At 61.7% G+C, this 24,185-nt stretch carries 21 protein-coding genes and 1 pseudogene; 8 read left to right on the forward strand and 14 right to left on the reverse strand.

Going from position 1 to position 24,185, the window contains the following annotated elements; translation table 11 throughout:
* Positions 1-17: 17 nt before the first annotated feature.
* Together JFT58_RS16060 and JFT58_RS16065 are read right to left on the reverse strand one after the other, a co-directional pair.
* Positions 18-1,430, reverse strand: coding sequence for an aminotransferase-like domain-containing protein (locus tag JFT58_RS16060; RefSeq protein WP_054898851.1), 1,413 nt, complete (start codon positions 1,428-1,430; stop codon positions 18-20).
* A 200-nt stretch (positions 1,431-1,630) separates the two neighbouring features.
* Positions 1,631-2,392, reverse strand: a complete 762-nt coding sequence (locus JFT58_RS16065; RefSeq protein ID WP_003190072.1) for an SDR family oxidoreductase — start codon at positions 2,390-2,392, stop codon at positions 1,631-1,633.
* A 229-nt stretch (positions 2,393-2,621) separates the two neighbouring features.
* Here JFT58_RS16065 and JFT58_RS16070 point away from each other — a divergent pair, with 229 nt between their 5' ends.
* The gene (locus tag JFT58_RS16070) at positions 2,622-3,629 is read left to right on the forward strand and encodes an NADP-dependent oxidoreductase (protein WP_054898850.1); all 1,008 of its coding nucleotides are present in this window, start codon (positions 2,622-2,624) and stop codon (positions 3,627-3,629) included.
* Between the two features lie 122 nt (positions 3,630-3,751).
* Here JFT58_RS16070 and pyrF read toward each other — a convergent pair whose 3' ends face one another.
* Positions 3,752-4,450 carry an orotidine-5'-phosphate decarboxylase gene (pyrF, locus tag JFT58_RS16075; protein WP_054898849.1) on the reverse strand — a complete coding sequence of 233 codons (699 nt, stop codon included), beginning with the start codon at positions 4,448-4,450 and terminating at the stop codon, positions 3,752-3,754.
* 259 nt (positions 4,451-4,709) lie between these two features.
* Here pyrF and JFT58_RS16080 point away from each other — a divergent pair, with 259 nt between their 5' ends.
* Both JFT58_RS16080 and JFT58_RS16085 read left to right on the forward strand, forming a co-directional pair.
* Positions 4,710-5,474, forward strand: coding sequence for a response regulator (locus JFT58_RS16080; protein WP_198834419.1), 765 nt, complete (start codon positions 4,710-4,712; stop codon positions 5,472-5,474).
* The gene (locus tag JFT58_RS16085) at positions 5,474-6,505 is read left to right on the forward strand and encodes a sensor histidine kinase (RefSeq protein ID WP_054898848.1); all 1,032 of its coding nucleotides are present in this window, start codon (positions 5,474-5,476) and stop codon (positions 6,503-6,505) included. Before JFT58_RS16080 ends, JFT58_RS16085 begins: the two co-directional genes overlap by 1 nt.
* Positions 6,506-6,661: 156 nt before the next feature.
* Here JFT58_RS16085 and JFT58_RS16090 read toward each other — a convergent pair whose 3' ends face one another.
* From JFT58_RS16090 to JFT58_RS16130, 9 genes are all read right to left on the reverse strand, one after another.
* Positions 6,662-7,726: an AI-2E family transporter gene (locus tag JFT58_RS16090; protein ID WP_003190063.1), complete on the reverse strand. Its 1,065-nt coding sequence runs from the start codon at positions 7,724-7,726 to the stop codon at positions 6,662-6,664.
* Between the two features lie 72 nt (positions 7,727-7,798).
* Complete coding sequence (locus tag JFT58_RS16095) at positions 7,799-8,617, reverse strand: DUF4892 domain-containing protein (protein ID WP_054898847.1); 819 nt, start codon at positions 8,615-8,617, stop codon at positions 7,799-7,801.
* A 102-nt stretch (positions 8,618-8,719) separates the two neighbouring features.
* The gene (locus JFT58_RS16100) at positions 8,720-9,574 is read right to left on the reverse strand and encodes an alpha/beta hydrolase (protein ID WP_054898846.1); all 855 of its coding nucleotides are present in this window, start codon (positions 9,572-9,574) and stop codon (positions 8,720-8,722) included.
* Positions 9,571-10,374, reverse strand: a complete 804-nt coding sequence (locus JFT58_RS16105; RefSeq protein WP_044273029.1) for an alpha/beta fold hydrolase — start codon at positions 10,372-10,374, stop codon at positions 9,571-9,573. The genes JFT58_RS16100 and JFT58_RS16105 overlap by 4 nt, the downstream gene beginning before the upstream one ends.
* Before the next feature lie 97 nt (positions 10,375-10,471).
* Positions 10,472-10,915 (reverse strand): hotdog fold thioesterase, encoded by a 444-nt coding sequence (locus JFT58_RS16110; protein WP_014717751.1) that lies wholly within the window; start codon positions 10,913-10,915, stop codon positions 10,472-10,474.
* A gap of 30 nt (positions 10,916-10,945) precedes the next feature.
* Positions 10,946-12,598, reverse strand: a complete 1,653-nt coding sequence (locus JFT58_RS16115; protein WP_054898845.1) for an AMP-binding protein — start codon at positions 12,596-12,598, stop codon at positions 10,946-10,948.
* A 741-nt stretch (positions 12,599-13,339) separates the two neighbouring features.
* Positions 13,340-13,789 (reverse strand): phosphohistidine phosphatase SixA, encoded by a 450-nt coding sequence (sixA, locus tag JFT58_RS16120; RefSeq protein ID WP_072448129.1) that lies wholly within the window; start codon positions 13,787-13,789, stop codon positions 13,340-13,342.
* Complete coding sequence (locus tag JFT58_RS16125) at positions 13,786-14,133, reverse strand: DUF4389 domain-containing protein (protein ID WP_054899024.1); 348 nt, start codon at positions 14,131-14,133, stop codon at positions 13,786-13,788. The genes sixA and JFT58_RS16125 overlap by 4 nt, the downstream gene beginning before the upstream one ends.
* A 10-nt stretch (positions 14,134-14,143) precedes the next feature.
* Positions 14,144-15,169: an NAD(P)H-dependent glycerol-3-phosphate dehydrogenase gene (locus JFT58_RS16130; protein WP_034127205.1), complete on the reverse strand. Its 1,026-nt coding sequence runs from the start codon at positions 15,167-15,169 to the stop codon at positions 14,144-14,146.
* 193 nt (positions 15,170-15,362) lie between these two features.
* On the opposite strand from JFT58_RS16130, the gene JFT58_RS16135 reads away from it, so the two are divergent.
* The 5 genes from JFT58_RS16135 to fabB all read left to right on the forward strand — a co-directional run bounded on the left by JFT58_RS16135 (position 15,363) and on the right by fabB (position 22,309).
* The gene (locus tag JFT58_RS16135; protein ID WP_082423475.1) at positions 15,363-17,483 is read left to right on the forward strand and encodes a TonB-dependent receptor plug domain-containing protein; all 2,121 of its coding nucleotides are present in this window, start codon (positions 15,363-15,365) and stop codon (positions 17,481-17,483) included.
* A gap of 1 nt (position 17,484) precedes the next feature.
* On the forward strand, positions 17,485-18,414 hold the full coding sequence (locus tag JFT58_RS16140; RefSeq protein WP_054899023.1) for an ABC transporter substrate-binding protein: 930 nt from the start codon (positions 17,485-17,487) through the stop codon (positions 18,412-18,414).
* Positions 18,411-20,312 carry an ATP-binding protein gene (locus tag JFT58_RS16145; RefSeq protein ID WP_054899022.1) on the forward strand — a complete coding sequence of 634 codons (1,902 nt, stop codon included), beginning with the start codon at positions 18,411-18,413 and terminating at the stop codon, positions 20,310-20,312. The genes JFT58_RS16140 and JFT58_RS16145 overlap by 4 nt, the downstream gene beginning before the upstream one ends.
* Positions 20,313-20,561: 249 nt before the next feature.
* Entirely contained in the window at positions 20,562-21,077 is a 516-nt protein-coding gene (fabA, locus tag JFT58_RS16150; protein ID WP_003190035.1) for a 3-hydroxyacyl-[acyl-carrier-protein] dehydratase FabA, read from the forward strand.
* Positions 21,078-21,088: 11 nt separating this feature from the next.
* A complete protein-coding gene (gene fabB / locus JFT58_RS16155) occupies positions 21,089-22,309 on the forward strand; it encodes a beta-ketoacyl-ACP synthase I (protein ID WP_003190033.1) in 1,221 nt (406 codons plus the stop codon).
* A gap of 185 nt (positions 22,310-22,494) precedes the next feature.
* Here fabB and JFT58_RS30810 read toward each other — a convergent pair whose 3' ends face one another.
* Both JFT58_RS30810 and JFT58_RS30815 read right to left on the reverse strand, forming a co-directional pair.
* Positions 22,495-23,358, reverse strand: coding sequence for a methyl-accepting chemotaxis protein (locus tag JFT58_RS30810; protein WP_405647825.1), 864 nt, complete (start codon positions 23,356-23,358; stop codon positions 22,495-22,497).
* Positions 23,350-24,120, reverse strand: a pseudogene (locus JFT58_RS30815) (MCP four helix bundle domain-containing protein); the annotation flags it as partial. The pseudogene JFT58_RS30815 and the gene JFT58_RS30810, both read right to left, overlap by 9 nt.
* Positions 24,121-24,185 lie beyond the last annotated feature (65 nt).

Here is a 24,185-nt window from a genome sequence, read left to right on the forward strand (position 1 = left end):
GGAATAATGGCAAAAAGCTACATGCGCGTCGTTTTCAGAATGGTCGAGGTCGATCTTGCCGCGCCCATGGCTCGGAACAGCGTCAATGCGCGTTGATCAGCCGCGTAGGCCACATTGATGCGTAACCATTCGCTGCGCTCACCCGTGGGGCTGAACAATGCGCCGGGCGACAGCAACACACCCAGCCGCTGGGCGCAGGCTTGCAATCGCGAGGGGTCGGCCATGCCTGGTCGTGCCCACAGGAACATACCGCCCGCGGGTGCGGCAAATACCTGCCACTCTTCATCCTCCAGTACCTGCAACGTGGCGGCCATCTGCGCATTCAAGCGCTTGCGCAGGCGCTGCATCCACTTACGATAAGTGCCGTTACTCAGCAACGTCGCCACCATGGCTTCGGCAAACCGTGAAGTGCCGATGCCTGTCAGGGTCTTGAGCTGGGCCAATTGCGTAATGATCGCAGCACTGGCACACAGGTAACCCACGCGCAGGGCGCTGCTCAGGGTTTTGGAAAAGCTCGACACATAGATCACCCGATCATCATGGGCCAGCGCTGACAAGCGCGTGCAACTGGCATGCTGCAGGTCGCCGTACACATCCTCTTCGATAATCAGGAAGTCGAGTTCGCGGGCCAGCTCCAACAACCGCTCCGCCACCGGGCGGCACAGGCTGGTGCCGGTGGGGTTGTGATACAGGCTGTTGATGAACAGGCACTTGGGCCGATGGGTTTGCAGCAGCGCTTCCAATGCCGGGATATCCGGGCCGCCATGGGCACGTGGCACTTGCAGCAGCGTGACCCCCCGAAAGGCCAGTTGGCGGTAGAGATTGCCATACCCGGGTGTTTCGACCACCACCTCATCACCGGGTTTGAGCAACGTGCGTATCAGCAGGTCCTGGGCATGGCTGGCGCCATGGGTGGTCAGGATACAGTCCAGGCTGGCGGGCACGTGAATCTGCGTCAGGCGCTTGAGCAGTTGTTCGCGCAACGCCGGCAGCCCCAAGGGTGTGCTGTAGTTGAACAGGCCACCAGTGTCGGTGCGGCTCAGTTCACGGATCGCGTAGCTGATGTCATCGCTTTCGCGCCAAGTGTCGGGTAACCAACCGCAGCCCAACTTCAGCTCGCCCAGCGGGCTATCGGTAAATGCACCCCAGCCTTGTTCCGCACCTTCATACCAATGGTTTTCGTGGGCCGTGGCGGGATGCGCCACCACGAACCCCGAACCCTGCCTGGGAGCCAGCAGCCCCTGGGCCACCAAGCGCTCGAATGCCTCGATCACGCTGGACTGGCTCAGCAGGTTATCGAGGGCCAATTGGCGAATGGACGGCAAGCGTGTGCCAGGGCTCACCCCCTCCTTGCGAATCCATTCTGCCACCGCGCCGACGATCTGCTGAACAACCGGTACCAGGGCTTGTCGATCGATCCCTAAATCCATGAGCCACTCACTTAAACTGTCTGTTAACCCAAAACAGTTAAGCACAGAAGCCTGGTAAAACCGGTCGCCAAGTTTTATTAAAGTATTGATTTTATTAGATTATTTACCTTCGGAAACATATTCAGCCACGGCACTCTGCCAGCTATGGAAACGCCCCACATCACCCCGCGCTCTTTTCAAACAGCGTGCCAAGCGCGGTCCTAGATCGCCGTCGCGCCACCGTCCACCGCCAGGGCCTGACCGGTGGTAAACGCTGCGCCATCACTGCACAGGTACAACACGGCGCTGGCGATTTCCTCAACCTTGCCAATGCGTCCCACCGGGTGCATGGCTGCGGCAAACTCAGCCTTGCGTGGGTCGGCCTCATAGGCGCGACGAAACATGTCGGTATCAATCACGGCCGGGCAGACGGCATTCACGCGAATTTTCTTCTTCGCGTACTCGATGGCCGCCGATTTGGTCAGGCCAATCACCGCATGCTTGGACGCCGCATAGATGCTCATCTTCGGTGCCGCCCCCAGCCCCGCCACCGATGCGGTGTTGACGATGGCCCCACCGCCCTGGGCCAACAGCAACGGCAACTGATACTTCATGCACAGCCACACGCCTTTGACGTTAACCCCCATGATGGCATCAAATTCATCAAGACTGCCGTCGGCCAGCTTGCCCTTTTCGATCTCGATGCCGGCGTTGTTGAAGGCGTAGTCCAGGCGCCCATAGGTGGCGACGGTTTGTGCCATCAATTGCTGCACGTCCGTGTCGAGCGTGACGTTGCAGCGCACAAATATCCCTTCGCCACCGGCCTGGTGGATCAGTGCCACAGTGCCCTCGCCTCCTGCCACATCAAGGTCCGCGACCACCACCTTCAAGCCTTCGGCGGCGAATGCCAGCGCGGTGGCGCGGCCAATACCAGCAGCGGCGCCGGTCACCAAGGCGACCTGGCCGGAAAACGTCATGCTCATGGGAACTGTCCTGTGGGGGTTAGTAACGGTGGAGCGAGTCTAGCCAACGCCCGCAGCCGTGCGTCAGCACTATCAGAAGGCCGGTTGGCGCTGCATGAATCGCAGTGATAAAGCCGCCCGGCTGATTATCAGCGAAGCCTATTACCGGGCATTCGCCTGCTTTGCACACCCTTGCCCTTCTGCCACTGAGGGTCTATCACTCATGTTCCATTTCTAAAGAGTCCTTGCCATGACCGCCCAGACCAACCGCCAATTTCTGCTCGCCAAACGCCCGGTCGGTGCCGCCACGCGAGAGACCTTCACTTACCAGAAAGTGCCAGTGGGCGAACCCCAGGACGGCCAAGTGCTGGTGCGCAATGAATACCTGTCCCTCGACCCGGCCATGCGTGGCTGGATGAATGAAGGCAAGTCCTACATCCCACCAGTAGGCATCGGCGAAGTGATGCGCGCCCTGGGCGTAGGCAAGGTGATTGCCTCGAAGCATCCGAACTTCGCGGTGGGGGACTACGTGAACGGTGCACTGGGCGTGCAGGATTACTTCCTCGGCGAGCCCCGTAGTTTCTATAAGGTGGACCCCAAGCTGGCACCTCTGCCCCGCTACCTGTCCGCCCTGGGCATGACCGGCATGACGGCGTACTTTGCCCTACTGGAGACCGGCGCCCCGAAAACCGGTGACACCGTGGTGATCTCCGGTGCTGCCGGTGCCGTGGGTAGCATCGCCGGGCAGATCGCCAAGCTCAAAGGCTGTCGCGTGGTGGGGATCGCCGGTGGCGCCGAAAAGTGCAAGTTCCTGGTGGATGAGCTGGGCTTCGACGCCGCCATCGACTACAAAACTGAAGACGTGCCCGCCGCCCTCAAGCGCGAGTGCCCCAAAGGCGTGGACGTGTATTTCGATAACGTCGGCGGCGATATTCTCGACGCCGTGCTCAGCCGCCTGGCGCTCAAAGCCCGCGTAGTGATTTGCGGCGCAATCAGCCAGTACAACAACAAGGAAGCGGTCAAAGGCCCGGCCAACTACCTGTCATTGCTGGTCAATCGTGCGCGCATGGAAGGCTTTGTGGTGATGGACCACGCGGCGAACTTCGCGGCGGCGGGTCAGGAAATGGCCGGCTGGATGGCCCAGGGCAAGCTCAAGAGCAAGGAAGATATTGTCGAAGGGCTGGAGACATTCCCGGAAACGCTGATGAAGCTGTTCAATGGCGAGAACTTCGGGAAGTTGGTGCTCAAAGTCAGCTGACACACCAAAAAAACAGATGTGGGAGCTGGCTTGCCTGCGATGCAAGCAACTCGGTCTCTAAGTGATACCGAGTTGATACTATCGCAGGCAAGCCAGCTCCCACATTTTTGCCGCTCTAAAAATCAGGCGATCTCGGCGACGACCGCTGCCAACGCCTTGGCAGGATCCTCCGCCTGGCTGATCGGACGGCCAATCACCAGGTAATCCGAGCCCGCATCCAGGGCCTGGCGTGGGGTCAGGATGCGGCGCTGGTCATCCTGGGCGCTGCCGGTAGGACGGATACCCGGTGTCACCAGTTGCAGCGAGGGGTGAACGTTCTTCAGGGCCTGGGCTTCCAGGGCTGAGCACACCAGGCCGTCGAGGCCGGCTTTCTGCGCCAGGGCTGCCAGGCGCAACACCTGAACCTGCGGCTCGATATCCAGGCCAATGCCCGCCAAGTCCTCGCGCTCCATGCTGGTGAGCACGGTTACACCGATCAACAACGGTTTTGGGCCGCTGCGCTGTTCCAGCACTTCGCGGCAGGCGCTCATCATGCGCAGGCCACCGGAGCAGTGCACATTGACCATCCACACGCCCATCTCGGCCGCGGCTTTGACGGCCATCGCCGTGGTGTTGGGGATGTCATGGAATTTCAGGTCCAGGAACACTTCGAAGCCTTTGTCACGCAGGGTACCGACGATTTCCGCCGCGCAACTGGTGAACAGTTCCTTGCCGACCTTGACCCGGCAAAGCTTGGGGTCCAACTGATCAGCCAGCTTCAGTGCGGCGTCACGGGTGGGGTAATCCAGGGCGACGATGATAGGAGTCTGGCAGACGGACATTGGAATGGGCTCTCAGGCAAGTCGAAATCGGCGCGGATTGTAGCGCAAGCAGCGCCGTTGCGGGATCCGATGATCGGTAAATACCGATCAAGCGCCCAATACCGGCGATTCAGAGTGATTGTTTCAGCGCCGATACATTCACGACATGCCCTCAATACGCCGTCCGGCTAGCCTCGCGCACATGACCGCCCGCCCAGCACTTCCAGCCCTGGAACTGGGCGCCTATGCTGACAGCCACAACCAGGCAGATGACCTCGCTATGCATACCCCTTGCGACCCTGTAAACGAAGCGCCAAAAGACGCGGTGATCGCCGAAGACAAGCGCTGGAACACCCGCGCGCTGATTGTCGACGACGACGTGCCGATCCGCGAACTGCTGATCGACTACCTGGCACGCTTCAATATTCTCGCCTCAGGCGTCACCGACGGCACCGCCATGCGCCAAGCCATGCAAGCGGAGACCTTCGATGTGGTGGTGCTCGACCTGATGCTGCCGGGCGAAGACGGGCTGACATTGTGCCGCTGGCTGCGCGCCGAGTCGGACATTCCGATCCTGATGCTCACCGCCCGCTGCGAACCCACCGACCGCATCATCGGCCTGGAACTGGGGGCAGACGACTATATGTCCAAGCCGTTCGAACCCCGGGAACTGGTCGCGCGTATCCAGACAATCCTGCGCCGGGTGCGTGATGACCGCACCGAACAGCGGGCCAATATCCGTTTCGACAATTGGCGCCTGAACAGCGTGCTGCGCCAGTTGGTGGCCGATGATGGCCTGGTGGTGCCGTTGTCCAACGCCGAGTTTCGTTTGTTGTGGGTGTTCATCGAACGCCCACGCCGTGTGCTGAGCCGCGAACAGCTGTTGGACGCGGCCCGTGGGCGCTCTATCGAGGCCTTTGATCGCAGCATCGACTTGCTGGTGTCGCGCCTGCGTCAGAAACTGGGGGATGACCCCAAGGCTCCGCAACTGATCAAGACCGTACGCAGCGAAGGCTACCTGTTCGACGCCCGGGATATCGGTTGATGCGCGCGCCCTTCAATACGCTGTTCGGGCGACTGTTCGGCCTGTTGCTGGTGGCGATTGTGCTGGCCCACGTGCTGGCGTTCTTCTGGTTCCACCACTACGGCCCACCGCCACCGCCCCGCGCGGCGTTCGTCGAACAACCGGACGGCAGTCTCACGCCCTTGCACAAGACGCCTCGCCCCTGGTTTGGCGGCCCGGTGGTACCCCTGACATTTCAATTTATCTCGCTGATCATCGCCGCCTGGTACGGCGCCAAACTGCTGAGCCGGCCGATCCAGCGCCTGAGCGCGGCGGCCGAGCGCTTGAGCGTCGACCTCGACAGCCCGCCCCTGTTGGAATCCGGCCCTCGCGAAGCACGCCAGGCGGCCTCGACCTTCAACCTGATGCAAAAGCGCATCCGCGAACAAGTCAGCCAGCGCGCCCGCATGCTCGGCGCAGTCTCCCATGACCTGCGCACCCCCCTCTCGCGCCTCAAGCTGCGCCTGGAACAGATCGAAGACCCCAAGTTGCAAGGCCAGATGCGCCAAGACCTGGACGACATGATCGGCATGCTGGATGCCACCTTGAGCTACCTGCACGAACAGCGCACCAGCGAGACACGGCATTGGCTCGACGTTCAGGCATTGGTGGAATCCCTGAGTGAAAACGCTCAGGACCAAGGCCGCGACGTGAAATTTTCCGGCACCTGTACACCGTTGCAGGTACAGCCGATGGCGCTGCGCTCATGCCTGAACAATTTGATCGACAACGCCCTGCGGTATGCTGGCACCGCCCGGGTAGAACTGGCTGACAGCCGTGGCGCCCTGGTGATACGGGTGATCGACCACGGCCCGGGAATCGCCGCCGATAAGCGCGAAGCGGTGTTCGAGCCGTTCTTTCGCCTGGAGGGTTCGCGCAACCGCAATTCCGGAGGGGTCGGTTTGGGGATGACCATTGCCAGGGAGGCCGTCGAGCGACTCGGCGGCCACCTGAGCCTGGAAGATACACCGGGCGGTGGGTTGACGGCGGTGATGTGGTTGCCGAGGGTTTAAGCACTCCCATTTACCTGACGCGCCGCGATCCAAATGTGGGAGCTGGCTTGCCTGCGATTGCGCAGTGTCAGTCGATGAAGTGCTGGCTCGCCCACCGCTATCGCAGGCAAGCCAGCTCCCACAAGTACCGCGGCGCACCACAGTTAGGTACACCCATCAGTTACACGGTTTGTCTTCACGGCGCACCTGCGCCTGGCTCGCGCTCCAGTCTGTCAACAGGCTGTAGGCCACCGCCAGCAACGTCGGGCCAATAAACAGGCCGATAAACCCGAACGCTATCAACCCACCAAACACACCCAACAGCACAATCACCAACGGCAGGTTGCCGCCACGGCTGATCAGGTACGGCTTGAGCACGTTATCCACGCCGCTGATCACGAACGTGCCCCATACGCCCAGGAATACCGCGTAGGTGTAATCGCCCTTCCAAGCCAGCCACGCCGTGGCCGGAATCCACACCAGCGGCGGCCCCATGGGAATAAGGCTGAGCAGGAAAGTCACGATACCCAGCACCAGCGCGCCCGGTACGCCAGCGATCAGAAAGCCGATCAGGGCCAGCAGCGCCTGGGCCGCAGCGGTGCCGATCACACCATTGACCACCCGCTGCACCGTGCCGGCCACCAGTTCGATGTAATAGCCAGCGCGCTCGCCAATCAGGCGCTCCAACAGGCGGTGCACAAACATCGCCAGGCGCGGCCCGTCACGGTAGAAAAAGAATACGAAGACCAGGCTCAGGGTCAGCTCAAGAATGCCGCCGCCAATTTGCGCACTGCGCGCCAACAACCAATTGCCGACCTGGCCCAGGTACGGCTTGATGCTCACCATCAGCGCCGCGCCTTGTTGATCAATGCTGTCCCAGGTCGCCACCAGGCGCTCGCCTACGAAGGGGATCGACCCCAACCAGGTCGGCGCCTCGGGCAAGCCGTCGACCTGGATGTCCTTGATGAGCGCCACCGCATCACGCACATGGTCAGCCAGGTTGAACCCAAGCCATACCAATGGCACCGCCACCAGCAACATCCACCCCAACGTCAGGATGCCAGCGGCCAGGGATTCTCGGCCGCCGAGCCAACGGGTGAGCAAACGCATCAGCGGCCAGCTGGCAAATGCCAGCACCGCGCCCCAGAACAGCGCCGACCAGAACGGCGCCATGACCCAGAAGCTGGCACCAAACAGCACCAGCAGCAGGATTTGCACCAGCAGGCGATCGTTATTGAGCATCGGGTATCTCGAAAAGAAGGCTGTAGGAAGAGAGCTTAGGCGAACGGCACGGGTCCGTTCGCCCTGTGGTGCTTAGCGTATCAGATGCAGATGCAGCCCTTGGGTTTCACCGGTGCCGGTTTCCAGACGGGCGGTGCGCACGCCCTTCTCCACCAGCGCCTGGCGCCAGGCCTCGGCCTGCGGCCCGCTCAGGCTCACGCGCAGGGTGGTGTCGAGGTTCAAGGCTCGGGATATCAAGGTCAGCCAGGTGTCGTCAGGCTCGGCGCCCAGCGCGGGAAAATCCAGCTCGCCGGTACTTTTGAGTTCCCGCAGCAGGGTCGCCGAGGTGGGCAGCAGCTCGCCCAAGGGCGCGCTGGCGTCGAGTTGCTCCACATGCAGGTAGGCGCGGCGGTTACCACGTGTGATCCCGTACAGCGCGACCAGGGAATTGTCCTGCGGGGCGGCCAGGCGTAGCAGCAGGTATTCCTGTTGGCCGTCGGCGCCCACCAGCTTGGCGTTGCCAAACACTTCGTTGGCCCACAGGCTGCTTTCGCCACAATCGCGGGCCTTGCACCAGAACAACAACTGCGCACCCTTGGCCTGCAAAGCTTCGCGCGTTGCGGTAAAGGCGGCGCTGGAGCTGTGTTCGGCGGGCAATTCATAGGTGATTGCAGTGGCTGGGCCGCGTGCGATGGCCTGGCCTTCATAACGCAACTGGCCGCTGATCTTGCGGATCGCGCCCATGGGGTAAATGCGTTCCTTGTCTTCAGCGGGGCGGTAATCGACGATTTGCGCATCAACCTGACGGGCTACCGCCGTTAGATCCTGGCTGCCGGGCAGATCGGCGGCAAATACCAGGGGGCTGAAACAACAAAGGCCCAGGGCACGGATACATCCTTTACCCAGGCTCATCGGATCAGTGAGCCCTGGCCAATGTTGGTCACAGCGATATCGAGTGTGTTCATGGTTGACTCCCTTTCAATCCGCCCAGCCTCGGCAGTTGACCCCGCCAAGTCAAGGCGTGGAGAAGAACCGATTGAAACAGTCTGCAACAAGAGCCGCACCGGGCTCGTCATTCAGGTGTAAATGATGGCCGCCTGGCAGCGTGGTAACCGTGAAGGGTAGCTGAGAAAGCAATTCGGAATGTTTCGCCAGCATGCCGTCAGCCGCGACCACCAACTGGGTAGGGCACCCGACTCTTCGCACGAAGGCCATGGCTTGTTCGTCGGTCAGGCGCATCGGCGACGCCAGGGTCAGGCGGCTATCGCTGCGCCAGGTATAACCGCCCGGTACGGGCATCAAACCGCGCTGGGCCAGGAGCTGCGCTGCTTCACGGCTGACCGCGACCACGCCTTTCATCCGCGCCTCGACCGCTCGATCAAGGCTGTTGTAGACCGGCTTGCGCTTGTCCTGCAGGCTCAATTGCGCCTGCAACGCCATGCCCAGGCGCTCGGCCGCGTTCTCGCCGCTGGCGGTCGGTGGGATCACGCCGTCAATCAGGCCCAGGTATGTCACCCGCTCCGGCACTGCCCCGGCCAATACCAGAGAGACGATGGCGCCCAGGGAGTGGCCAAGTAATGCAAAACGTTTCCAGCCCAGTTGCTCAGCCACCTGCAGCACGTCATAGACGTAATCCCACAAGGCATAACCGGCGCCAGCCGGGCGGTGCGCCGAATGCCCATGCCCCGCCATGTCCAGGGCGACGATGCGCAACCCTCGCAGCTTGGGCGCCAGGCGCGCAAAGCTGTTGGCGTTGTCCAGCCAACCATGGAGGGCAATTACCGGCAGGCCGTCCTCGGGCCCGAACAGATGCGCGGCCAGTTCGATGTGCGGCAGGCTCAGGCGTACCTCTTCGACGGGCGTACTCATGCGCAACTGCGCTCACGGGCCTGCCAGCGGGCGAACAGGGTCTTGATCAAGGCAGCAGTGTCCTGAGGGCGTTCGAGGGGAAACATATGGCCGCCGGGCATGGTGAGCATTTCGCCCATGGGCAAGCGGTCAACACCGCTGGCATGGTGACGCATCACCACCCGGCTCTGGCGGCCACGCACCACGGCCAGCGGCACCTTCAACTGGCGCACCTGGCCCGGGCTGGTGTGGGGCACGCCGCGATAGATGCTGATTTCGGTGGCTGGGTCGAACCGCAGGCGCAGGCGGTCGCCCACTTGCTGCAGGCCATGTTGCAGGTACGCGTCAAAGCAATCGGGGTCAAAGCCACGGAACAGGGTCTTGCCGGCGAAATAGCTGCGCGCGGTGTCCAGGTCGGTGAATTCTTCGCGCCGGCCAAGCGTGCGCCCAGCCGGGGTGAGACGGTCGATAAAGCCAAAGCGCTTGGCAGCGCGGATCACCCAGCGGTCTGCGCGGGTGAGCACCGGCGAATCCAGCATCACCACGCCCCGGTACAGGTGCGGGCAGCGCATGGCCGCGTGTAAATGCAGCACGCCACCCAGGGAATGGCCCACGCCCCATACCGGCTCTGGCTGCTGCTCCAGATGATGGATCAGCTCGTCCACCAGGTTCTGCCAGTTATCATCCACCGGGAACCTGGGGTCGTGACCATGCTGCGGCAGATGGGCCACCGCATATTCCGGGGCCAGGGCGGCAAACAGCTTGCCGTAGGTGGCCGAAGGGAAGCCATTGGCGTGGGTAAAAAACACGTGCTGCGACATACAGGTTCCATCAACAAAAACAGAGGGGGATTGTCACCATGCCCGGCCCCTACAGCAATGACTGTAACTGCCAGGAATGATGACACTCACGCCACGCCTATCGCGCCGGCGGTTGTTCACCCAGCGGCACCACGGCCATAGTCAGGCGCGAGACACAACTGGCCTTGCCCTCGTCGCTGCTCAGGCGGATGTCCCACACCTGGGTAGTGCGCCCGATATGAATAGCCTTGGCCACCGCCGTCACCCGGCCGCTGCGCACGCCGCGCAGGTGGTTGGCGTTGACCTCCAGGCCCACGCAATAGAACTTGCTTGCATCAATGCACAAGTAGGCGGCCATGGAGCCGACACTTTCGGCCAGCACCACCGAGGCGCCGCCGTGCAGCAGGCCGTAGGGCTGATGGGTGCGGTGGTCGACCACCATGCTGGCGGTAAGGGATTCGTCGTCGAAGCTTTCGAAACGAATATCCAGCATTTCACCGATGGTGTTTTTCTGGATCGCGTTGAGGTGTTCGATATTCGGTTGGGTACGCCACAGGCTCATACGGTTGTCCTTGTTGGTTTTATTACGGCCCTAATCCTGCCACAAAACGGTTTCGGCGCGTGCGCTCCATGCTTGCAATTGTGGCCCGTACGTCGACTCGATCACGTTGCGTTTGATCTTCAAGGTCGGCGTGAGAAAACCGTTTTCCACCGCCCATTGGTCTTTCACCACCACCAATTGCCCCATGCGTTCGTGCTTGTCCAGGCCTGCGTTCACCTGTGCCAGCCAGCGTTCAAGACCACCGCCGAGGGATTGGCGGTCCTCGCCGGGTGCCGACAACACGCACAGCCCTATCGGCGCACTGAGCCCCTCGCCGACCACACACACCTGTTCAATACGTGCATGTTCGGCCAGGCGGTTTTCAATCGGCGCCGGGGCTACGTATTTGCCTTTGCTGGTCTTGAAGATTTCCTTGAGACGTCCGGTCAGGCGCAGGCGACCGTCCGCGTCCTGCTCGCCCTTGTCACCCGTGCGCAGGAAGCCATCTGCGGTGAGCGTATCCGCGGTTTTCTGCGGGTCCTTGAAGTAGCCCAACATGGTCGCGCCACTGTGTACCTGCACTTCGCCTGACGGGTCGATACGCACTTGCACGCCTGGGCAGGGCTGGCCGATCCAACCGAGCGTTTGCCCACCTGGGCGACACACATGGGAATAGCCGCAGTTTTCGGTCATGCCGTACACCTCCAGCACATCCAGGCCCAGGCGCTGATACCAACGCAGCAACGCCTCGGGCACCGGCGCGGCGCCGGACAGGGCGATGCGCAGCGCATCCAGCCCCAGGCCGGCGAGAATTTTATGGCCGACGCGTTTGCCGATAAAAGGCAGGCGTAACAGGGTATCGAGGCGCTTTTCCGGGATTTTGGCGTAGACGCCCAGTTGGAATTTGGTCCAGATGCGCGGCACGCCAAACAAGGCCGTCGGCCGCGCCCTGCGCAGATCGGTGAGGAAGGTTTCCAGGCTCTCGGCGAAAAAAACGGTTTGCCCGGTATAGATCGACGCCATTTCTACAAACATCCGCTCCGCCACATGGCACAGCGGCAGGTACGACAGCAACCGGTCGCCCTCCCCCAGGCCAAACAGCTCAGTACCGCCCGAGGCAGCAAACCCCAAGGCGCCGAAACTGTGCATCACCCCTTTAGGCAGGCCGGTCGTACCGGAGGTGTAGATGATAGTGGCCAGGCTGGCGGCATCCGGTAGCGGGTTGTCCTGGATCGGTGAACAGGCTTGCAGGTCCGCCCAACTGAAATCGAAAGTCTCTTCAGGAGGGCACAGCGGCAGACTGATAGTCGGCACACCCACAGGAACGCCAGGCGCCATCGCCGACCAATCATCCAGCTTGCCGATCAGCGCCAACCGCGCCTGCGAGTGAGTCAGCACATGGGCGACTGAGTCCGCGGTGAGGTTGGGATAAAGCGGCACCGACACGTGCCCAGCCATCCAGATCGCCAGATCGGCGATGATCCAGTGGGCGCAGTTTTTTGAAATCAAGGCAATATGCGAGCCCTGGGGCAACTCCCGCGCGCGCAGCCAGTGCGCGGCGCAACGAGCCTGGTGGCCGACCTCGCCCCAGGTGAGGGCCTGCACCTCACCGCCGCCGATGGGCTGAACGAGGAAGACTTTGCGCGGGTGCCGCGCTTCACGCTCGAAGAAGACCTGCAACGGCAAACGAAAAGCGACAGGCATGGGACGCGCTCCTTTGTGATCCAAGATACAGCCAACCAAGCACTTGCTTGGTTGACTGTATAGCACAGGAGAAGGAAACGGCCTGCCGCTAACCACGATGCGAAGCGAGACGCTCTTGATCTGCTCTCGATCTTAGGCGCCCCCCCAAATCACTGGCGGATTACGGGCACACCGAGCCTGGGCGAGGTGCCGAGTGGTGGGGCAAGAGCCCTTTGGTTACTTTGGGCTGGGCCGGCATTCCGGCTTTGCCAAAGTGACCCGCCGTTCAGGGCGGAACCCTAAGTGGCCGTTACCGCAGGAATGGATATGTACTCGGTATAACGGTGTCGACTGTGACGCCGTCTTCGCGAGCAAGCCCGCTCCCACAGTGGAATCGTTGGGGCGTCAGCGAGATAGGCGTCGGCTGGCAGGCCGCCTTCGCAGGCAAGCCAGCTCCCACAATTGGATCGCGGGGCGTCAGCGAGATAGGCGCCGGCTGGCAGGCCGCCTTCGCAGGCAAGCCAGCTCCCACAATTGGATCGCGGGGCGTCAGCGAGATAGGCGTCGGCTGGCAGGCCGCCTTCGCAGGCAAGCCAGCTCCCACAATTGGATCGCGGGGCGTCAGCAAGATAGCGCCGGCTGGCAGGCCGTCATCGCAGGCAAGCCAGCTCCCACAATTGGATCGCGAGGCGTCAGCGAGATAGGCGCCGGCTGGCAGGCCGTCGCGGGAGCAAGCTCCCTCGCCACAGCGTCGCACGATGCCTAAGGATTCTTCACATCCACCAGACTCATCAAGCCAGCCAACGGAAAGTCACCCTCAAGCTCCGCCAGGCTGGCCGTGTACATCGGCTGTGGCTGGCGCTGATGCCCATGCTGCAGAAAACTGATCAGGCTACCCACCAGCGGTTGGTGGCTAACCAACAGCACGTTGTCATCGGTGTCGAGTTTCTCCAGCACTCGCTGGACATGCCCATCGGGCGTCAGCCACGGCACCGTGCGGATCTCAGGCTCAAACCCCAGCACATCGCGCACCAACTGCGCCGTCTGCTGCGCCCTAACATAAGGGCTGGCAATGATGGCGCCCAAGGGCTGGCCAATCAGGTGCGCAGCACTGCGCAATACTTCAGCACGCCCATGCTCGGTAAGGTTGCGCTCGGCGTCCGTGCGCGCATGCGCTTGGGCCTCGCCGTGACGCAGAATCCATACTTTCATAGCTTCGGCTCTTCATCACGTACCGGGTGCGGTGCCGGCGGTACGCTGTGGGCCGCTTCGCCTTCGGGGGCGCGTGGGGTTGGCCAATCGGCGAACGGCCAGGGCTTTTGTTCGGTGTGGAAGCTGCCGAAGCGGCCAATCTGCGCCAGGAACTGGCTGAGGCTGTCGCCAAAGTTCATCAGGCCCAGGTTCGGTGCGCCGTAGATCAGCCGGTAAACCAATTGCACCACCACCAGCGCACCGAGCAGGAATTGGGCTACCTGCCACACCAGCGCAAACACCAGCATCCACAGGATGCGCAAGACAATCGACTCGTATGGGGGGGCAGCTTTGGGATCGTTCATGACGCGTTCCTCAGTTGAAACCACTGGTGGAAATAAAGTCGACATCGGTCTTGGGCTCGGCCCGCATCAGCAGCTCGATGACCTGGTTCAGGGTGCGCCCTTCGAACAGGATCGCATGCAGGCCGGCGACCAGCGGCATGTACACGCCCACTTCCTGGGCCTTGGCCTTCAAGACCTTGAGGGTGTTGACCCCCTCGGCCACTTCGCCCAGACGCGTCACCGCTTCCTCCAGGCTCAGCCCTTGGCCCAAGGCGAACCCGACCTGGTAGTTGCGGCTTTTGGGCGAAGAACAGGTGACGATCAAGTCCCCTACGCCCGCCAGGCCGAGGAAGGTCATCGGGTTGGCGCCCTGGTTCACCGCAAAACGTGTCATCTCGGCCAGTGCGCGGGTAATCAGCATGCTCTTGGTGTTTTCGCCCATGCCCAGGGCCACGGCCATGCCAGCAATGATCGCGTAGACGTTTTTCAAGGCCCCGCCCAATTCGACGCCGAAGCGATCGCCGCTGGCGTAGACCCGGAAGGTACGGCCGTGCAACACGGCCTGGACGCGCTCGCACAAAGCCTCGTCCTCACTGGCGACCACGGTGGCGGTCAACGCGTGCTCGGCGACTTCCCGCGCAAGGTTTGGCCCGGACAGCACGCCAATGCGCGCCTGAGGGGCGATTTCGGTGAGGATTTCACTCATCAACTTGAAGGTGTGGGCTTCGATGCCCTTGGTCAGGCTGACCAGTAACTTGCCGGCCAAGCGTTCGGCGTGTGGCGCCAGTACCGAGCGCAAGGCGCTGGAAGGCAGCGCGACAAAGCACAGGTCGCAGGCCGTGAGGGTTTCCAGCAGGTCGGTCACCGGCTCGACGGCGGGATGAATCTTGATACCTTTAAGGTAACGAGGGTTTTCGCGATGCACGCGAATGGCTTCGGCCTGCTCGGGGTCGCGCATCCACTGGCGCACCGCGTGACCGTTCTCGGCCAGCAGGTTAGCCACGGCGGTACCAAAACTTCCGCCTCCCAGGACCGCAATAGGGCGCTGTTCAGTCATATGCAATCCGTTAATCCATACCAGTGGCGATGGCGGCATTATACGGGGCGCCCCGCTTGCGGCCAGCCCCCGTATCAATTCGCGCGAGTCAGAAAATGCCAGAGGCGTGCGAAGTAAATGCAAGTCCGACGACTGGCAAACAGCCGCACCTCGGTTAACATGGGCGGCTATCCGCAATTAACAAGGCCGTGCCGTGTATCTGGGCCCTCCTCCTCGCTCATCATTGTTGTTGGTGCTGTTGTGCGCTACCTGCTCGCATGCCGACGATCTGTTCCTCGACAGCCAGCCGCTGCCGCAGGTCTTGACCGCCACGCGTCTCAAGCAATCGGCCGCCGCCGTGCCCGGCAGCATGACGGTGATCGACAGTGAGCTGATCAAGGCCAGCGGTGCCCGGGACATCTCGGAACTGCTGCGGCTGGTCCCGGGGATGATGGTCGGCTACACCAGCGGCAACCAGGCGTCGGTGAATTACCATGGCACCAGCGCCAGTGACGCACGGCGCATGCAGGTGCTGATCGACGGTCGCTCGGTCTACCGCGCCGGCCTGGCCACGGTGGATTGGAGCGATATCCCAGTGGCCATGGAGGACATCGAGCGCATCGAGGTCTTTCGCGGCCCCAACACCGTCAGCTACGGTGCCAATGCGCTGATGGCGGTGGTGAATATCCTCACCCGCTCGCCAGCCAACAGTCACGGCTCGCGGGTAAAGGTCATCCGTGGCGAGCGTGGCATCAATGACTTCTATGCCAGCCAGGGTGTGGGCTGGGAGACCGGCGATTTGCGCTTGTCTCTGTCCGGGCAACAGGACGATGGTTTTGACAGCGACGCGGTCGGCGCCGACCGCCGTGACGGGCGTCGCCTCAACCGTTTCAGCCTGGCGGTGAGCCAGGCCTTGAACGCGCAACAAAGTCTCGATTGGCAACTGAACGTCAAGGAAGGCACCAACCAGCGCCCTTATACCTACACCCCGGTGTTTGCCGGAATTACCGAAGGCGGCACTAATTCCGATGTCACCGCCAAGGACTACGCAGGCTCCCTGCGCTGGAACTTCGACTTCAACCCCGACCACAGCCTGTATATCCAGGGCTCGGCACAGCAATGGGACCGCAAGCAAATCTGGAAAGCCTGTGACGCCAAGGCCTCGTTCAGCCCTGAACTGACCCAGTTATGGCAGCTCAACCCCAACTATGCCGAATTGCTGGCACGGCACATGGACACCTACAGCCAAGGCTCCGCCCCACCGGGTAACGCCGCCGAACAGGCCTTGGCCAACCAGGTGCTGGACCAGTGGCGCAACGGTGCCAACCAAAGCGTGTGCGGCGATATCGACCAGAGCACCCGCGAAAGCCGCTACGACGTGGAGATCCAGGACACGCTCAGCCTCTCCGACAGCCTGCGCCTGGTCAGCGGTATGAATTACCGCTATGACCGCGCCGACTCCGAAACCTACTTCAATGGCACCCTGGACGACACCACCTGGCGCCTGTTCGGCCACCTGGAATGGCGCGCCAGCGAGCACTGGCTGCTGCAAGGTGGCGCCATGTACGAAGACACCCACCTGAGCGGCAACTCGCTCACGCCACGTGTGGCGGTCAATTACCTGATCAATCCTCGCCACGGCTTGCGCGCGGTGTACTCCGAGGCAATCCGCTCGCCGGACATGTTCGAGAACAACGTCAATTGGAGCTACCGCGTCACCAATCTCAGCTCCCCGACCTACGGGCAAAACGCCGGTCAATATTTTGTCGTGACGCGCGGCCCTGGCAACCTCGACAAAGAGTTGATGCGTTCGCGCGAACTGGGCTACAACGGCTTCTTTGCCGAGCTGGGGCTGAATGTCGACGTGAAGCTGTTCTATGACGAAATCACCGACATGATCAGCTCGCCGCTGCGCAACAACCAATACATCGCCAGCAACGCCAACAGCTCGCGTTTTAGCGGTGCCGAGTCGCAGTTCGACTGGCGCGTGAGTGACGCCGACCGCCTGCGCCTGACCTATGCTTATGTAGACGCCACCTCCAGCAACCCGCTGGACAAAGCGCAAACCGCGCGTAACAGTGGCTCGGCCGGTTGGCTGCGTGAGTGGGGCCAGGGTTGGTCCAGCGCCTTGTTCTACTATGGCGACGACGCACTCAACCAATATCGCTTCCAGCGGGTCGACCTGCGGGTGGCCAAGCGCATTGCCGTAGGCAAAGCCAATGTGGAGCTGGCGGGCATGTTGCAGCAACGCCTGGATGACCAGCCCACCACCTGGGCCGACAACAACTACGACCATCGCCACGTTCTCTACTTCAGCGCCGAGCTGGACTTCTGACATGGCCGACCAGTCACGGATGACCCTCTTGTTGGTTTCACGGTTTTGGCGCCGCGGCCTGCTGCTCGCCTGCCTGTTGCTGACAGCGCCGGCGTGGAGTGCCGACATTCTGCTGACGGCCGCCGAAGACAGCGCCGGCGTGCGCGCTTTTACCCAGGCCCTTGCCCAACAACGCCCCGAAGACCAGGTCAGCTTCACGCCACTCAAGCAGTTGCCAGCGCCCAGTCACCTGCCTGCCAGCACCCGCCTGATTCTCCTTGACCTGCCGGGTCTGGACTGGCGCCTGCAGGATGCTCAGGGGCCACCAACCCTTGTGCTGCGCATCAGCCGCCTGCAGGCCCGACAACGCCTGGGCAACTCCCACCCGGCAAAAATCAGTCTGCTATGGAGCGACCCGCCGCTGGAGCGTCAGCTGCGCCTGATCGCCAATATCCTGCCCCAGGCCCGGCGCGTCGGCGTGCTGTACGGCGTCGATAGCGAATTCCTGCTGCGCGAACTGATCCAGTTCGCCAAACCCATGGGCCTGGAAATCATGCCCCAGCCATGGGACAACACCAGCGACAGTCGCCCGCTGCAAACCCTGTTCAAAAACAGCGACGTGCTACTGGGCCTCGACGATCCGCAGCTGTACAACCCCAAGACCGTAAAAAACCTGTTGCTGAGCAGCTACGCCCAACAACTGCCGTTGGTGGGGCCCAACGCTGGGTTTGTGCGGGCCGGCAGCCTGGCCAGCACCTACAGCGATCAATCCGACTGGCTCGCGGTACTGGACCGACTGCTGGACCAGCCGCCGGCCAGTTGGCCCAGCACGCTCTACCCGCAGTACTTCAAAGTCGTGGGCAACCCACAAGTCGCGCGCTCACTGGGCATCGAACAGGTCGATGAAATCGCCGTTGCCGCCCGCCTGGCCGAAGGAGAACAACGCCCATGACCTTGCGCCGTCGTTGGGATATCAACACCCGCACCCAGCTCATTACCCTGGGCCCCGCGCTGCTGTTGACCCTGCTGCTCATCACCTTCTTCACCTTCGTGCGCATCCAGGACTTGCGCCAGGAGCTGGACCACACCGGTCAATTGATCGCCAACCAGCTGGCGCCTGCCACTGAGTACGGCGTGATTTCCGGCAACAACGATGTGCTTGAAACCCTGCTGCGTGCGACCTTGGCCACACCCCATGTGCGCTTCCTGGAGATCCAGGACAGCGCCGAGAACATCTTGGTGTATGTGGAGCAGCCGTCCGAGCGGCATGACCGTTCGCTGTCGGTGAAGGTGTTCCAGGCACCGATCCGCCTGCAACACATCCAGCTCAACAATGACTTTTTCCAGGACAACCTCAGCGAACCCAAGGCACCCCGCGCGGACTACCTGGGGCGAGTGATTGTGGGCATGTCCAACGACGCCTTCAGCCAGCGCCAGCAGGAAATCCTGTTCAAGGCAGGGGTCCTGGCGCTGTTTGCCCTGCTGTTTACCTTCCTGCTGGCGCGACGCTTGTCGGCGAGCCTGTCACAGCCGATCAGCGCCATGGGGCACGCGGTCAAGGCCATCCAGCAAGGCGATTACAAGACGCCACTGCCCATCGTCGATGACTCGGAATTGGGCGACCTCTCGCGGCATATCAACAACCTGGCCGAGGGCCTTCAACAGGCCAGTCGCGAACAGCAACAAGCCATGGCCCAGTTGATCCAGACCCGTGAAGAAGCCGAGCGGGCGAACAACGCCAAGTCGGATTTTCTGGCGATGATGAGCCACGAACTGCGCACGCCCATGAATGGCGTGCTGGGCATGCTGCAACTGCTGGAAACCACGGAGATGACCGAGGAGCAGACCGAGTACGCGGCGCTGGCGTGCGAGTCCACCGAGCATTTGCTCAAGGTGATCAATGACATCCTCGATTTCTCACGCATTGAACGCGCCGCCCTGGAACTGGAACATATTCCGTTCAACCTGGCCGATCTGATCAACAGCTGCGCCCAGGCTTTCCAGCACAGCGCCCAGCAGCGCGGGCTGAGCCTGGAACTGCCCATTCCCATGGGCATGGAGGCTCTGCGTGTGCGCGGCGACCCGACGCGGATCCGCCAGATTCTGGTGAACCTGATCGGCAATGCATTGAAATTTACCGAACATGGCAGCGTGACCGTGGAGCCCCACTGGCAAACCCTGGACCATGAGTTGGTGTGGTTCACCTGCACCGTACGCGACAGCGGTATCGGTATTTCCGCCGAACGCCTGGATTTGATGTTCGATGCATTCCAGCAGGCAGACAGCTCCATTTCCAGGCGTTACGGTGGCACGGGCCTGGGCCTGCCGATTGCGCGCACCCTGGCCGAACGTATGGGTGGCACCTTGCGCGCCCAGAGCGAAGAAGGTCGAGGTTCAGTGTTCACCTTGGAGATTCCGCTGGCCATTGACCAGCAGCATGCCCCGGTCACCGCACCTGACGCGCTTGGCAAAGCCAGCGCCGGCGATGGGCGCCACGTGCTGTTGGTAGAGGACAACCCGGTCAACCGCACCGTGGTCGAAGCGATGCTGCGCAGCCTGGGTTTTGAAGTCAGCCTGGCCACGGACGGCGCCGAGGCGATCCGCAGCGCCGAGAGCCTGATTTTCACCGCTATCCTGATGGATTGTCGCCTGCCCTTGATCGACGGCTACGAAGCCACACGGCAGATTCGCCAACTGCCCGGTTGCGCCGATCTGCCGATCATCGCCCTGACGGCCAACGCCTTGCAGGGCGATCGCGAAGCCTGCCTGGCAGCCGGAATGAACGATTACCTGGCCAAGCCGTTCAAACGCACGGATTTGCAGCAAATCCTGCAGCGCTGGGTGCAATAGCGCCGCGCCATCAGCCAACTGCGACTGGCGTGAAAGACGAAAGTGCGGCAGTCTTAGGCACCCGAACGGGCTGATAAACAGGCCCGGTTTAAAATTTCAGTGAACAAGTGTACATTCAGTGCCTTGCCGCTGTGACTTTCACTACAACGCAATAGTCTATGTGTAGGCTGCCGCTATGAGGCATGAACGCTTCATTCGGTTCGGGAAGATTTGCCCTACCCTGCCGCATGGGATTATTGAGGAGCTCGCATGACCAAACAAAACGCCTTTACTCGGGAAGACCTGCTGCGCTGCAGTCGCGGTGAGCTGTTCGGCCCAGGTAACGCGCAACTGCCCGCCCCGAACATGCTGATGGTGGATCGCATCACCCATATCAGCGAAGAGGGTGGCAAGTACGGCAAAGGTGAATTGGTCGCCGAGCTGGATATCACCCCTGACCTGTGGTTCTTCGCTTGCCACTTCGAAGGCGACCCTGTGATGCCAGGTTGCCTGGGCCTTGACGCCATGTGGCAACTGGTTGGCTTCTACCTGGGCTGGCAAGGCCTGCCGGGCCGCGGTCGCGCCCTGGGTTCGGGCGAAGTGAAGTTCTTTGGCCAGGTACTGCCGAGCGCCAAGAAAGTCACCTACAACATTCAAATCAAGCGCGTCCTCAAGGGCAAGCTGAACCTGGCCATCGCCGACGGTTCGGTGACTGTCGACGGTCGCGAGATCTATACTGCCGAAGGCCTTCGGGTCGGCGTATTCACTTCCACTGACAACTTTTAAGGGTTATCCGCATGCGCCGCGTCGTTATCACTGGTCTGGGCATCGTTTCTTGCCTGGGCAATGACAAAGAGACCGTCACCGCTAACCTGCGTGCAAGTCGCCCTGGCATCCGCTTCAACCCGGAATATGCCGAAATGGGTCTGCGTAGCCAGGTTTCCGGCTCCATTGACCTGCCCCTCGAAGAACTGATCGATCGCAAGATCTATCGCTTCGTCGGCCACGCTGCCGCCTACGCCTACCTGGCCATGAAAGACGCGATCGCCGACTCCGGCCTGAGCGAAGACCAGGTTTCGAACGTACGCACCGGCCTGATCGCCGGCTCCGGCGGCGCATCGACCCTCAACCAAATGGAAGCGCTGGACATCCTGCGCGAAAAAGGCGTGAAGCGCGTCGGCCCTTATCGTGTCACGCGGACCATGGGCAGCACCGTTTCCGCCTGCCTGGCTACGCCATTCCAGATCAAGGGCGTGAACTACTCGATCTCCTCCGCATGCGCCACCAGCGCCCACTGCATCGGGACTGCCGTTGAGCAGATCCAACTGGGCAAGCAGGACATCGTATTTGCCGGCGGCGGTGAAGAAGAGCATTGGAGCCAGTCGTTCCTGTTCGACGCCATGGGCGCATTGTCCACCCAGTACAACGAAACCCCAGAAAAAGCCTCCCGCGCTTACGACGCCAAGCGTGACGGTTTCGTCATCGCCGGTGGTGGTGGCATGGTGGTGGTCGAGGAGCTGGAACACGCCCTGGCCCGTGGCGCGAAGATCTACGCGGAAATCGTTGGCTACGGCGCGACGTCCGACGGCTACGACATGGTTGCGCCAAGCGGTGAAGGCGCCATCCGCTGCATGCAGATGGCAATGTCCACCGTCGACACCCCAATCGACTACCTGAACACCCACGGCACCTCGACCCCGGTCGGCGATGCCAAGGAAATGGAAGGCGTGCGTGCGGTATTTGGCGACAAGGCTCCGAAAATCAGCTCCACCAAGAGCCTATCGGGTCACTCCCTGGGCGCCGCTGGCGTTCACGAAGCGATCTATTGCCTGCTGATGATGGAAGGCAACTTCATGGCCGGCTCGGCCAACATCGACGAGATTGATCCGGTTGTGGCTGATATGCCGATCCTGACCAAGACCGTTGAAAACGCCAAGATCGACACCGTGATGAGCAACAGCTTTGGTTTTGGTGGCACCAATGCCACCTTGGTACTCAAGCGCTGGCAGGGCAAGTAAGCCCGCAGGTTGATCACACGAAAAAGCCCCGACTGGTTCGGGGCTTTTTTTTGCGTTTGATTTGAAACCGCGTCGCCTTCATCGCAGGCAAACCAGCTCCCACATTCGACCGCGTTCATCCTGGAGGAATACGGTCCAGTGTGGGAGCTGGCTTGCCTGCGGCTGGGCCAACCCGGTTCCCCGCCCTACACCGAAAACCGCGCCACCATCGAATTCAGATCCACCGCCAACCGCGACAACTCCTGACTCGCTGCACTGGTCTGGTTGGCCCCGGTCGATGTCTGGTGCGCGAGGTCGCGGATATTCATCAGGTTACGATCCACCTCCCGAGCCACCGCCGCCTGCTGCTCCGACGCGCTGGCAATCACGAGGTTGCGTTCGTTGATCAAGGTGAATGCCGAGGCAATCTCTTCCAGGGCCATGCCCGCCGATTTGGCGAGATCCAATGTAGAGCGCGCCCGTGTATTGCTCTGCTGCATCGAGCTGACAGCCTGGTCGGTGCCCTGCTGAATCCCGCTGATCATCTGCTCGATTTCCTGGGTCGACTGTTGCGTGCGATGGGCCAAGGCCCGCACTTCATCGGCTACCACCGCAAACCCGCGCCCGGCATCCCCCGCTCGCGCCGCTTCAATCGCCGCGTTCAGTGCCAGCAAGTTGGTTTGCTCGGCAATCGAGCGAATCACATCCAGCACTGTGCTGATGCCATAGACCTTTTGCGCCAGCGCTTCGACCTGGGTCACATTGGCGGTCACATCGGTCGCGAGGGCTTCAATCGACACCACCGTCTGCTGCACCTGCTCACGCCCTTGCTGGGCAATCCGGTCGGATTCGCGAGACGCCTGGGAAGTGGCCACGGCATTGCTCGCCACCTCCTCCACCGCCACCGTCATCTGATTGACTGCCGTGGCCGCCTGTTCGATTTCCTGGTTCTGCTGGTGCAAACCACGGGTCGCATCCTCGGTGACGCAACTGAGCTCTTCGGAAGCCGACGCCAATTGGTTCGACGATTCTGATATGCGCCGGATAGTGTCGCGCAAGCTCTCCTGCATACGCTTGAGCGCCTGTTGCAAGCGCGCCGGCTCGTCGCTGCCACTGAGCCTGATGTCGCCCGTCAAGTCGCCACTGGCAACGCCCTGGGCCACTTTCAACGACTGTGCCAGCGGCAGCACGATGCTGCGTGTCAGCCACACCGCCAGGCCAATCGTGACCAACGCCGTGACGCCAATCATGGTCATCACCCAAACCCGCGACTGGCTGAACACCTGCTGTGCCAGCCGGGCGGCCTCGTTGGCGCTGGACTTGTTCAGATTGACCAACTCACGCAGCGTCACGGCCATCTGGTCAGCCATCTGATTCATTTCGCCATTGACCACCGCAATGGCCTCCTCCAGCCGATTGGCCTTGGATAAGCCCACCACCTGCTCCTGGCGTTGCAGGTACTGCTGCTCCTCGACCTTGAAGCGATCAAACAGCACGCGCTCCTCAGGCAAGACGATCAATGCCTCGTACACGCCTTCAGCGTGGTGCAAACCGGTTTTTATTTCGGCAATTTTCTGCTCGTTCTGCGCCACCGCCTGGGGGTCGCGGTTGACCAGCAAGCGCAACGTCAGCGCCCGAATGCGCAACACATCCTGGTTCATCTCCCCCACCGCCATCACGCTGGGCAGCCAGTTGGTCTCCACCTGGTCCGACTGCTGGCGCATATTGGCCATCTGCAACAGGGCAAAGCCGCCCAAGACGAACACCATCAACGCCAGCACACCAAAGCCCAGGCCGGCGCGAGGGGCGATATTCAAACTGCGGATATTCATGCCAGGGTTCCTTCCAAAAGTACTGCATCCACCTGCAGCGGGTCTCTTGGACGTTATCGGCACCT

Origin of the sequence: Pseudomonas sp. MF6767 (assembly GCF_016405475.1) — a bacterium.
GTDB classification, from domain to species: Bacteria; Pseudomonadota; Gammaproteobacteria; order Pseudomonadales; family Pseudomonadaceae; genus Aquipseudomonas; species Aquipseudomonas paracarnis.

Coding starts and splice junctions, on each gene's coding strand:
- fabA (WP_003190035.1), top strand. CDS start 20,562: ATGACCAAACAAAACGCCTTTACTCGGGAAGACCTGCTGCGCTGCAGT.
- JFT58_RS16100 (WP_054898846.1), bottom strand. CDS start 9,574: ATGAGTACGCCCGTCGAAGAGGTACGCCTGAGCCTGCCGCACATCGAA.
- fabB (WP_003190033.1), top strand. CDS start 21,089: ATGCGCCGCGTCGTTATCACTGGTCTGGGCATCGTTTCTTGCCTGGGC.
- JFT58_RS16095 (WP_054898847.1), bottom strand. CDS start 8,617: ATGAGCCTGGGTAAAGGATGTATCCGTGCCCTGGGCCTTTGTTGTTTC.
- sixA (WP_072448129.1), bottom strand. CDS start 13,789: ATGAAAGTATGGATTCTGCGTCACGGCGAGGCCCAAGCGCATGCGCGC.
- JFT58_RS16110 (WP_014717751.1), bottom strand. CDS start 10,915: ATGAGCCTGTGGCGTACCCAACCGAATATCGAACACCTCAACGCGATC.
- JFT58_RS16115 (WP_054898845.1), bottom strand. CDS start 12,598: ATGCCTGTCGCTTTTCGTTTGCCGTTGCAGGTCTTCTTCGAGCGTGAA.
- JFT58_RS16130 (WP_034127205.1), bottom strand. CDS start 15,169: ATGACTGAACAGCGCCCTATTGCGGTCCTGGGAGGCGGAAGTTTTGGT.
- pyrF (WP_054898849.1), bottom strand. CDS start 4,450: ATGTCCGTCTGCCAGACTCCTATCATCGTCGCCCTGGATTACCCCACC.
- JFT58_RS16125 (WP_054899024.1), bottom strand. CDS start 14,133: ATGAACGATCCCAAAGCTGCCCCCCCATACGAGTCGATTGTCTTGCGC.
- JFT58_RS16145 (WP_054899022.1), top strand. CDS start 18,411: ATGACCTTGCGCCGTCGTTGGGATATCAACACCCGCACCCAGCTCATT.
- JFT58_RS16070 (WP_054898850.1), top strand. CDS start 2,622: ATGACCGCCCAGACCAACCGCCAATTTCTGCTCGCCAAACGCCCGGTC.
- JFT58_RS16065 (WP_003190072.1), bottom strand. CDS start 2,392: ATGAGCATGACGTTTTCCGGCCAGGTCGCCTTGGTGACCGGCGCCGCT.
- JFT58_RS16080 (WP_198834419.1), top strand. CDS start 4,710: ATGCATACCCCTTGCGACCCTGTAAACGAAGCGCCAAAAGACGCGGTG.
- JFT58_RS16060 (WP_054898851.1), bottom strand. CDS start 1,430: ATGGATTTAGGGATCGATCGACAAGCCCTGGTACCGGTTGTTCAGCAG.
- JFT58_RS16090 (WP_003190063.1), bottom strand. CDS start 7,726: ATGCTCAATAACGATCGCCTGCTGGTGCAAATCCTGCTGCTGGTGCTG.
- JFT58_RS16105 (WP_044273029.1), bottom strand. CDS start 10,374: ATGTCGCAGCACGTGTTTTTTACCCACGCCAATGGCTTCCCTTCGGCC.
- JFT58_RS16085 (WP_054898848.1), top strand. CDS start 5,474: ATGCGCGCGCCCTTCAATACGCTGTTCGGGCGACTGTTCGGCCTGTTG.
- JFT58_RS30810 (WP_405647825.1), bottom strand. CDS start 23,358: ATGCAGGAGAGCTTGCGCGACACTATCCGGCGCATATCAGAATCGTCG.
- JFT58_RS16140 (WP_054899023.1), top strand. CDS start 17,485: ATGGCCGACCAGTCACGGATGACCCTCTTGTTGGTTTCACGGTTTTGG.